The organism is Streptomyces sp. Y7 (assembly GCF_043195415.1).
In the GTDB taxonomy this organism is placed as follows: domain Bacteria; phylum Actinomycetota; class Actinomycetes; order Streptomycetales; family Streptomycetaceae; genus Streptomyces.
In genome coordinates, this window is record NZ_JBIDDQ010000027.1 from 95,758 (window position 1) to 106,088 (window position 10,331).

Below are 10,331 nucleotides of genomic sequence, written 5' to 3' on the forward strand. Positions count from 1 at the left end.
CATGCCGTGTCAGTTCTCGGTGTCCTCGGCTCCGCCGTCCGGCGCCGCGCCACCCGCCTTGGCCGGTCTGCCGGGCTGGGCGGTCCCCTTGCGGCCGCGTGCCGGAGCCTTGGCAGGTGTCTTCGCGGCTGCCTTGGCGGCGGGCCCGGCCGGTGCCGTCGCCGCGGTCTTCGCGGGCGCCTTGGTCCTGCCCGGGGTCTTGGCGACGGCCTTTCCCGGCGCCTGCCCCACGGCCTTCCCCGGCGCCCGCCCCACTCCGGCGTCGGTCGCCTCGGTCGCCGTACCGGAGCCGTTCACCGACGTGCCGTGAGCGGCCGCCGGCTCCGGCCCCGGGGGAACCGGCGCGCCCGGTGCCCCGAACGGCAGCACCCGCACCTCGGGCCGCTCGACCGGTTTGGCGGGCACCGGCTGCTCACGGCCGTCGATGAGGACCAGGGTGGCCTGGTACACCACCGACAGCGCGTACGGCGTCTGGTGGAGCATCCCCCACAGCTTCGACGTCTCGTCGACGTCCATCACCGTGGGCGTGAACCGCACCCGCTGGGTCGCCTCCGCGAGGTCGCTGCCCGCCAGGTGCGGGAGCTGGCCGCTCTGCTCGATGACGTCCTTCGGGAGGACCGGGATCTCGTGCAGGGTCCGTACCACGGAACCGATGAGCCGCTGCCCGACCAGCGTCGTCTCGTCGCCGTACGCGCTGATGACGTAGTGCAGGTCCAGCGCGGCGACCGGCCGCTTGACGAGGGTGCCGTCGGACGCGCGGGTGGGCAGGTCGTTGTTGCGCATCGAGGTGTTGGGGGTCACCTGGTACAGGAAGACGTTGACGGTGGGGTAGTCCGGCGGCTCCGTCGGCGGCTTGTGCGGTTCCACCTTCACGGCCTCGTCGAACTCCGGTCCCACGTTGGACGCGAGCAGCAGCGCGAGGGCCTGGGTGACATGGGCGATGGCGAGTGCGTTGCTCATGGCGTCGGTTCCTCGGTTCCTCGGTCTGTCACGTCGTCCTGCCGGCTGCGCCGCAGGCCCTCGTCCCGCTGAAGCGGCCGCATGTCACTCCCGCCCTCGCGCCAGGTAGTCGGCGAGGCTCAGGGCCGCCCCCTGGCGGCCCGCCGACGGCGTCCGCTGCCGGGTGCCGCCGGACGGCGGCGGTCCGGCCGTCACCTCCAGCCGCCCGATCTGCACCTGCACGACCTGCTCGGGCGCCCGTCCGGGGCGCCGGGCGGCGGCCTGCCGTACGGCGTCGCGTGCCGCCGCCGTGTCCGCGGCGCTGGGCCGCGGTGGGGTGGACACGGCGGCGGGGGATGCGGCGTCCGTACCCGGGGGGATGGGTACGGGCGCCGCGCTCTGGGCGGGGCCCCGCTCGTGGCGGCCCCGGCCCGCCGCCCGCCCGGCGTCCGGTGCCGGCCGGGGGCCGGGCGCGACCGGGGCGACGGGGCGCAGCAGCGGTGTCTCGGGCAGGGCCCGGGCGGCGGGCCGCGGTGCCGGGTCGGCCGGGGTGTGTTCGGTGCGTACGACCGTCCGCTCCCGTTCCGTGTGCGGCCGGGCCACGGGCGGTGCCGGGCTCGGCGCCTCCCCCGGTCGTTCGGCGGCCGGTGCGGTCGCGGGCCACAGCAGGTCGGCGCCCTCGTCCGGTTCCGGCGCGGTGCCGCGTACCGCCTCGACCCGTTCGAACGGGCCGGGCAGCCGGGGGCGTACCCGCACCACGTCCGGGCGGGATCCGGCGGCGGCCGGGGCGTGCCGGGCGATCAGCCGGTCGAGGAAGTCGGGCACCGGCGCCCCGTCGGTGTCAGACATCCGCACACAGCTCCAGGTAGTAGCGGCGCCGCAGCGGGCTGAGCGCCAGGATCTCCGGCTCGCTCCAGCCGTACGACGTGGCGAGCAGATGGACGTCGAGCATCAGGTCCCGTGCCCAGGCGTCCAGTTCCGTCCACAGGTAGGAGGCGATGTCCAGCTCGGCCCGGGTCGCGGCGCCGCATTCGGGGCAGGCGATGGTGAGCGTCACGTCGGCCCCCGGGTCGGCGGCCTCGACGGCTTCGGCGATCCGGCGCTGCACCGGGGCGGGCAGTTCGCCGGCGGTCACCGCCGCCCCGTCGCGCGCCGCCGAGACCAGGCAGCGCGCGAGCAGGGCGGCACGGGGGTCCGCCGAACGGGCCGCGGCCGCCAGGTCGGCGGTTCCGGGCAGCCGGAACCGTACGTCCCAGCCGTCCTGTTCGACCCGCACGAGCGCTTCTCCCGGCCCGTTGAGCGACCGGGCGAACTCGCCCGCGTCCAGGTCGAACTCCATGTCCTCGCCGCACGCCGCGCAGCCCAGCCGCACCTGCATCCGCTCCCCGAACAGGGCGCGGCGCAGCGCGAACAGGTCGGCCTCGCGCTCCCCCACCGGCAGCACCGGCAGGGTCGTCGCGTCGGCGTCCGGGCGCGCCGTGCGGTGCAGCAGCAGGGCGCGCCCCGTCGGGGCCTCGGCGAGGCCCGCCTCCCAGGTGGCCAGCAGCTCGGCCGCCCCGGTGATACCCATCTCGTCCCCCCTCAACTACCCACTGCTCAAGCTGGGTTGAGGAACGACGGCTCTTCCGGCTCGGGCACCTCGTAGTCCCGCTCCCAGCCCTCGCACTCGAGCTTCAGCGACTGGATGGCCACCGCGTTGGCGTTGGCGTCCAGCTCGCCCAGGACCTGGTACTCGCTCGGCCAGGTCCGGTACAGCTTGTGCGAGACGGCGACCTGACCGGCCTCGTTGAGGACCTGGATGACGATGTCCTTGCGGAAGTCCGCGAGGGACACCTCGGAGCCGAGGCCCGCGCCGACCTGCCAGACCTTGTTGGCCCAGCGGTCGAACTCGGGGTCGTGCGTGACGCCGCGCTCCAGGGTGATGCCCTCGAACTCGGAGCGGCCCGGCGACTTCCTGGGGGACGACGGGTCGCCTCCGTGCCGGTGCTTGACGACTTCCGTCGTCCGCTTCAGCGGACTGATCTTGCTGATGCCCGCGACCGTGCGACCGTCCCACAGGACCAGGAACTTGAAGTTCTTGTAGGGGTCGAAGCGATGCGCGTTGACCGTGAACTCTGCCATCGGATTCCTTCAGTTCTCCACGATTCCCGGCGCCTAGAGCGCGAACTGCCCGGACGTCTGCTGGATTTTGACGATCACGAACTCCGCCGGCCTCACCGGCGCGATGCCGACGAGGACGTTGACGACGCCGTTCTCGATGTCCTCGGTGGTCGTCGTGTCGCTGTCGCACTTGACGAAGTACGCCTCGCGCGGGGTGCCGCCCTTGAAGGCGCCCTGCCGGAAGAGGGTGTGCAGGTACGAGGAGGCGGCGAGCCGGATCTGCTGCCACAGGTTCTCGTCGTTGGGCTCGAAGACCACCCACTGCAGGCCGCGCTGCAGGCTCTCCTCCACGTGGAGGGCGAGCCGGCGCACCGGCACGTACTTCCACTCGCTGTCGAGAGCGTCGGAGCCCTCCAGCGTGCGTGCGCCCCAGACGACCGGGCCGGTGACGGGGAACGTACGCAGGCAGTTGACGCCGAGCGGGTTGAGCAGGCCGGTCTCGCGGTCCGTCAGGTTGACGGTGAGCGAGTGCACGCCCGCGAGCCGCGCCTCGGTGCCGGCCGGGGCCTTCCACACGCCGCGCTCGGAGTCGGTGCGGGCGATGACGCCGGCGACCGCGCCGGACGGCGGGAAGGAGCGCAGCCGTCCCGTGAGCGGGTCGGTGAGCTGGAGGTGCGGGAAGTACAGGCCCGCGTGGTTGCCCCGCACGGCGTCGAAGGCGGCGAGCCCGGCGCGTGCGGTGTCGACACCGGCCCAGGTGCTCGGCGCGTCGACCAGCAGGAAGATCCGGCGCTCGGCGCACAGCCGCTGGGCGGCCGAGATGACGGTGAGGGCGTCCTCGGTCTTCTCGTACGCCGCGAGCTCGGGCAGCACCAGCAGGTTGACGTCGGCGACGCCGCGCAGCGCCTGGATGCCGGACTTGTCGCCCTCGGAGCCGATGAGGTCGCGCGGGCCGGGCGCCTCGCCGTCCTCGCCGCCCTCCAGCGGGAAGACCGGCGGGTTGACGGAGGCCTCCAGGCCGAGGTCGTTGGCGCACTCCCCGACGAAGCGGACGACGTCCTCGGGGTCGGTGGAGCCGGCGACGACCTGGATACGGCGGCCGAAGGCGGTGACCTCGGCGCCGGCGAAGGCGTGGTTGCCGGGCGCGTCGGGCAGGGCGCGCAGCTTGCGTTCGAGCAGCAGCGCCAGCTCGGCCACGCTGCACGGGGCTTCGCCGTCGCAGTCGGGGTCGTAGAGCGTGAACTCGCGCTCCACTTCGCCGATCTTGACCGTCAGGTCGACGGCGAGGTTCGGGAGTTCGTCGCCGAAGGGCTTGGAGACGGTGCCGGACGGGTCGGGCCGGCCCTCGCCGACGACCTCGACGCGGATCAGCTTCGAGCCCGCGTTGATCACGGTCTGCGCGTAGCGGCCGTGGCCGGTGTCCATGGACAGGCCGGTGAAGCTCTCGCGGGCGTCGCCCTTGGCGTCGTAGACCCTCAGGTTGAAGGTCTCGTCGGGGCACGGGGTGTCGTGGTCGACGGCGACGCGCAGACCGTTGCCCCAGACGCCGGGCTCCTTGGCGTGCACTTCGAGGACCGGGCCCTCGCTGTGGCCCTCGGTGGACTTCAAGGTGACGCAGGCGGCCTTGCCGCTGCCTGCCTTGGCGACACGGACGATCACCGCCACGGTGCCGCCGTTGCCGAAGAACTGGTGGACCGCGTAGCCGACGGCGCTCCGGGCGCTCAGGCCGCCGAAGCGGCGCTCGAACTCCGTGAAGCTGGTGACGCGTACCGGCTCGTTGAGCGGACCGCGTCGGGTGTGGCCCACGAAGGCGGTCACGGACGTGGTCAGGGTCGAGATCGTACGGGTGCTGCTGGGAAGCTCCTCGACGTAGACGCCGGGATACGTCGGCCTGGCGGCGCTCACCGCGCTCATCGGCATTCCCCCTCCTTCTAATCCCTGTCTCGGGCACCGGGACGAAGGCACCAAGAGACGGAAGAGGGAGAAGTGCCGGACGGGTGCGCGAACGGCCCCCGCGGGTCTATGGCGGCGGCTGCGCACACCGCATCAGTTCCCCCGTCGTTACCCCGGACTTGTCGGCTGTCCGGGCCAAGCAATGCGCTTGTGACTCCTGATGCTCAAGTGCTCAATCCACCTTGCTGCGTGCGAAGTTGACGGAACAAGGCGCCTTCAGGCCACCCCGGGAGGGGGTTTGGTGAAGGCGCCCTCGCGGCATCCGCACACCTCGCCTGCGCGCCCCGGCCAGGTGGTTCACAGATCCTGCACAGCGGATCGCGCGACAGGGTGGCTCCCGGGCCGGGGAGCACGCCGGAACCCCTGACCCACCCCGTTCGACTGGTCGCACGCACGTGCGACCTCCCCGAGTCGCACACATCCCTCCTTGGCCGGTTTTCCAGGGGTGACGCGAACGCACCCGTCAACCTCGCCTCCCAGGACCGCCCCTTACGCGACCGACGCGAGCGCGCACCGCGTCTGCCGCGCCGGCGACACGCGGCCATAAGGTGACCCGCGACCGCGGGACGTGAGGGGTGAGGGCGTGGGCTCGGACGGTTCGGCAGCCGTGTTGGTGACCGGCGGCAGTGGGTTCGTCGGCAGTCATCTGGTGCATCGGCTCCTGGAACGCGGCCACCGCGTCCACGCCACCGTGCGCAGTACGGCCGCCACGGCCAAGGTGCGGCCCCTGCGGGCGATGCAGGACGCCCACCCCGGCCGGCTCTCCCTGTTCGAGGCGGACCTGCTCACCGACGGAGCCTTCGACGAGGCGATGACCGGCTGCCGGACGGTGTTCCACGTGGCGTCGCCGTTCCGCATGCCGGAGAAGATCAAGGACGGCCGCCGGGAGATGGTGGACCCGGCCCTGCTCGGCACGCGCAACGTACTGGGGGCCGTCGAACGGACGCCCACGGTCGACCGGCTCGTCCTCACCTCCACCGTGGGCACGATCTTCGGTGACTACGCGGACGTCCTGAAGATGGACGACGGGGTGCTCCGCGAGCGGTACTTCAACAGCACCAGCACCGTGGAGAACAACCCGTACCACTACGCCAAGACGGTCGCCGAGCGCGCCGCGCGGGACGCGGAGGCCGCCCAGGGGCGCTGGCGTCTGGTGACGGTCAACCCCGGCCTGATCCTGGGCCCTTCCCTGACACCCGCCTCCGAGTCCGGCAGCCTGTTCCTGCTCCAGGAACTGTTCAAGGGCTACTTCTTCTACGGCGCCCCGGACTTCAGCTTCACCACGGCGGACGTGCGCGACGTGGCCGACGCGCACATCGCGGCGGCGGAGAACCCGGACGCGAAGGGCCGCTACATCGTCGCCGCCGAGACCATGACGTCGTTCCACGAGATGTCCCGCATCCTGCGCGGCCGGTACCCCCGCGACCCCCGCCTTCCGCGCACCGCGCTCCCGCACTGGCCGGTGCGATTCCTCGGCCCGGCCTTCGGCCTGACGCAGGACTACATCCGCGGACACCTCGGCATCCGGTTCCGGGTGGACAACAGCCGCAGCGTGAACGAACTGGGTGTCACCTACCGCCCGATCGAGGAGACGGTCCTCGATCACTACGAAGCGTGGCGACGCCGGCGCACGGCGCAGTGAACCGGGCCGGCGCCCCCTCGGAAGCGTCGAAGGTCACAGAAACGTATCGGACATTTAACGCCTCAACCTTCACGGCAGGCACACAAGTTGGCTAGGTTACGGATCAGGCCGCACGACGACCTCCGGCGAACCCGCCGGGACGCGCGGCCTCCGCCGAGTCCGGTGCGCTCACAGGGTTCACCGGAGCCGGGGGCCCGACCGAACTTGGGGTGAATCGGCCAACTGCCCTTCGGGGCACGGGCCGTAGGGCACACCTTCCGGAGCACACCGCCCGAACCCTCCCCCAGGGCCTGAGCGGCCTGGGGTACCCCCACCGCCCACTCGGTAGGCGGAGCACGGAAGGAGTACGTCGCCCATGGCGCCGGAAGGCACCGCGCGGCCGGGGGCTCTCAGCCTGCCCGGCATGCGCAACTCCGCACTCGCGTCGGCGGCCCTCACCTCGGTGGCGCTGCTCGGCCAGACGGCGGGCGCCGCCCCCTCGTCCGCGGACGAGGCACCCAGCCGCGAGGAAGTCAGCCGCCGGATCGCCTCCCTCTACGACCGGGCCGAGACCGACTCGGGAACCTTCAACGCCACCCGCGCGGCGTCGACAGGGCCGCGCACGCGCGGCGCCGGCCCGGCCGACTCCGGGACCCGGGCGGGCGAGGGCACCCGCAGCAACCCCGTGCTCGACACCGTCAGCCGGCAGTGGTTCGACGCCGCGCGCGAGAGGCTCGGTCCGACCGTGCCGGCCGTGCTGCCCCGCGACAGGACGCCGGACCGCCCCGTCGAGCGCAGGCCCGCGCGTGCGATGCAGGACCTCGCCCCGGCACGAGAGTCGACGGGTCGCGCGCCGCTGGAACTGCCCGCCGCGCCGGTCAGGGAGTTGACGTCCGGTCGGGGCACCGGGGCGGCTCCGGTCGCCGAGCTGACCGCCGGCCCCGTCGCCGCCCTGCCGGCCGCGCCGGCGACCCCGTCGGCGGATCTTCAGGCCACCCAGGTCCTCCCGGCGCTCCCCGCCCTGCCCGCCTCGGCCTCGGCGCCCGTCCCGGCGTTCGACTCCTCGACCGATCCGCAGACGCGGGCCTCGCTGCGCACGACCAAGGAGCAGAACCGGCGCAAGCTCGACCGGGCCCGCGAAATCCTGTCCCTGCACGCCATGGGGCGGAGCGCTCCCCAGGCGGCGATCGCCGCGCTGCCCGCGTCCGACACCTGGGGCACCACGCGGGCCCAGGCCCAGCCCTCGGCGGAGGACCGGTGGCAGGCCCTGCAGACGCAGTCGGCCGCGGACCTCACCACCGTGCCGCCCGGAGCGACGGCGCGGCCGACGACCGCACCGGCCACCCCGGCGACGGCCCCCCTCACGACCACCGTCACGGACCCCTACCTCGGCACCCTCACCACGGCCGCGGCACCGGCCACCGTGACCGACCCGCACCTCGGCACCGTCACCACGGCAACGCCACAGACCTCCACCCCGGCCACCGTCACGGACCCCTACCTCGGCACGGTCACCACAGCAACGCCGCAGACCTCCGACCCGGCCACCGTCACCGACCCCTACCTCGGCACCGTCACCACGGCAACGCCACAGACCTCCACCCCGGCCACCGTCACCGACCCCTACCTCGGCACTCTCACGGTGACGCCTCCGGCCGCTGCCCCGGCCGCCACCCCGGCGACCGCCACCGCCCTCACGTCGACGGCGTCGCACGACACCCGCGCCATCCGGGCCCTGGAGTTCGCGCGCGCCCAGCTGGGCAAGCCCTGTGTCCAGGGCACGACCGGCCCCGAGGCGTTCGACGGTCCCGGTCTCACCCAGGCCGCCTGGAAGGCGGCGGGCATCGCGCTCCCGCGCACGGCACCGGAGCAGGCGACGGCCGGGCAGGGTGTCGACCTGACCCGGCTCGAACTCGGGGACCTGGTCCTCTTCCACGCTGGGCACGTCGGGATCCACTCCGGCAACGGCATGATGATCCACGCCCCGGGGCCCGGGATGCTCGTCCGCGAGGAGTCGATCCACTACGCCGGAGAGTCGGCGATCCACAGCGCGATACGGCCGGCCTGAGCCGCTGTACGGCCGTTCAGGCGGCCTTCAGCGGGCGTCAACCTCGAACGCGGGGGCCACGCGCCGGGAAACCGGTGCCCTTCAGGTGCGCGAGCGGAGCCGGAGCCGGTAGCCGCTGGGAAAGTCGGAGAAGACGGGCTTGGCCCCACCCGTCCGCTCCGTCTCCACGGCGACGTCGCACCGCCTCGCCGCCGTCCGCGCCGGTCTTCACGACACAGGCCGGACCGGTGCTCCCCGACATGCCCCGGGGCATCAACCGCGGCGGTCCGATCTGCGCTGTGCCAGCCACAGGGCGACCTCCTCGGCGATCGGCTGCCCGGTCTCCAGCTCCACGAAGCCGAACTGGCCGCCCTGGTTGCACTCCAGGAACCACCAGATGCCGTCCTTGTCCTCGGCGAAGTCGAAGGCGGCGTAGGCCAGTCCGGCGAGGGTGACGTACTCGTGCACCGACTTGCCGATGCGGTCCGGGACCGGAACCGGCTCCCAGGCGTGCCCGGTCTCGCCGAACCGTCCGTCGACCTGTCCGGGTTCGGCCTCCTTGCGTGCGGCGAACAGCCGGTTCCCGACACAGGTCAGCCGGATGTCGGCGCGCTTGGGTACATACCGCTGGAGCAGCGCGGGCCCGGCCGCGACGGCGGAGAAGTCCGCGTCGGGCCCGATCAGGGTCGTGGGCAGGGACACGGAGTCTCCGGGCGGCGGCCCCGAGGCCGACTTGACGACCACGTCCCTGTGCTCCGCGGCGAACTCCCGTGCCAGGCGGGGTGCCGTGGTGATCACCGTCGGTGGCACCGCGAAGCCGCTGGAATGGGCGACTCTCAGCTGCCACGGCTTCAGCCGGGCCTGCTCGGCGTTGCGCGGGTGGTTCATCCACCGTGCGGCGGCGGAGTGGAGCATCCCGTACAGCGCCTGCCGGGTCTCGGCGGTGAGCCAGGGTGAGGGTTCGGCCGCGTGCGCGGCCGGCTCGCCGGGTCTGCGCACCCAGATGGAGCGCAGTCCGCCCATGCTGAGCACATGCCCGTTGACCGACAGATGGCCGTCGAAGTCGCCGTGGGCGTAGTCCGCGGCCAGCACGGCCTTGCCCGGCAGGTCGGCGGGGTCCAGCCGCAGCACGGGGGTTCCCGTCGCGTACAGTCTGGCCACCACCATGTCGGCGGTCACGTCCTCCTCGGACGTCAGGATCAGAACCGTCATGCGTGGTCGGTTCGTCAGTCGTCGAAGTGGGTCGCGGACCCGGCGGTGGACGTCGTCGTGCCGACCGCGAGCAGGAGGTCCGGGTCACTGATGGCGGGCCGGCCGTCGGGCAGCATGTTCAGCTGCCGGGCCGCGTCGAAGTGGTACGGCGTCACCGCGTGCGCAATGCCCTTGGGGAAAGCGTACTTGAGGGTGAACGGTTGCACTTTAAACCTCCGTGTCGCGTTGTTTGAGTTACCGTCACTTACGCGCTCCTTGCGTAAGGAATTCATCACTTTCCGCCACAACGGGGTGAAGGTCGTCACATCAGCCGCACCAGTTGCACGCCGTCCCCGCAATTCATTCATCGAATGGGACGCCCCAACTGTCACAGGAGCAACAACAGGTAACCGCCCGCTCACAGAGGGCCTTTGAGGAGTCGGGGTGGCCGGACCGTCCGCGCGGCGCGGCGGTCCGGCC

Annotated in this window: 9 protein-coding genes; 2 read left to right on the forward strand and 7 right to left on the reverse strand. The window is 72.7% G+C overall.

Translation table 11 applies throughout. The features are described 5' to 3' along the window. Nucleotides 1-9: 9 nt before the first annotated feature. From ACGFW6_RS38005 to ACGFW6_RS38025, 5 genes are all read right to left on the reverse strand, one after another. Entirely contained in the window at nucleotides 10-960 is a 951-nt protein-coding gene (locus ACGFW6_RS38005; RefSeq protein WP_393520634.1) for a DUF4255 domain-containing protein, read from the reverse strand. Nucleotides 961-1,044: 84 nt separating this feature from the next. Continuing rightward, nucleotides 1,045-1,788, reverse strand: coding sequence for a hypothetical protein (locus ACGFW6_RS38010; RefSeq protein WP_393520636.1), 744 nt, complete (start codon nucleotides 1,786-1,788; stop codon nucleotides 1,045-1,047). After that, entirely contained in the window at nucleotides 1,781-2,509 is a 729-nt protein-coding gene (locus ACGFW6_RS38015; RefSeq protein WP_393520638.1) for a hypothetical protein, read from the reverse strand. Before ACGFW6_RS38015 ends, ACGFW6_RS38010 begins: the two co-directional genes overlap by 8 nt. A gap of 26 nt (nucleotides 2,510-2,535) precedes the next feature. After that, on the reverse strand, nucleotides 2,536-3,060 hold the full coding sequence (locus tag ACGFW6_RS38020) for a phage tail protein (protein ID WP_004003113.1): 525 nt from the start codon (nucleotides 3,058-3,060) through the stop codon (nucleotides 2,536-2,538). A 33-nt stretch (nucleotides 3,061-3,093) separates the two neighbouring features. After that, nucleotides 3,094-4,959 (reverse strand): phage tail sheath family protein, encoded by a 1,866-nt coding sequence (locus ACGFW6_RS38025; protein ID WP_393520640.1) that lies wholly within the window; start codon nucleotides 4,957-4,959, stop codon nucleotides 3,094-3,096. Between the two features lie 616 nt (nucleotides 4,960-5,575). Between ACGFW6_RS38025 and ACGFW6_RS38030 the strand changes: the two genes are divergently transcribed. Together ACGFW6_RS38030 and ACGFW6_RS38035 are read left to right on the forward strand one after the other, a co-directional pair. Further along, entirely contained in the window at nucleotides 5,576-6,634 is a 1,059-nt protein-coding gene (locus ACGFW6_RS38030; protein WP_393520642.1) for an NAD-dependent epimerase/dehydratase family protein, read from the forward strand. A 355-nt stretch (nucleotides 6,635-6,989) separates the two neighbouring features. Then, nucleotides 6,990-8,681 carry a C40 family peptidase gene (locus ACGFW6_RS38035; RefSeq protein WP_393520644.1) on the forward strand — a complete coding sequence of 564 codons (1,692 nt, stop codon included), beginning with the start codon at nucleotides 6,990-6,992 and terminating at the stop codon, nucleotides 8,679-8,681. 252 nt (nucleotides 8,682-8,933) lie between these two features. Here the strand turns inward: ACGFW6_RS38035 and tgmB are convergent, their stop codons facing one another. After that, nucleotides 8,934-9,872 carry an ATP-grasp ribosomal peptide maturase gene (gene tgmB, locus ACGFW6_RS38040; RefSeq protein ID WP_393520646.1) on the reverse strand — a complete coding sequence of 313 codons (939 nt, stop codon included), beginning with the start codon at nucleotides 9,870-9,872 and terminating at the stop codon, nucleotides 8,934-8,936. A 14-nt stretch (nucleotides 9,873-9,886) separates the two neighbouring features. Then, entirely contained in the window at nucleotides 9,887-10,078 is a 192-nt protein-coding gene (gene tgmA, locus ACGFW6_RS38045) for a putative ATP-grasp-modified RiPP (protein WP_393520648.1), read from the reverse strand. Nucleotides 10,079-10,331: the final 253 nt, after the last annotated feature.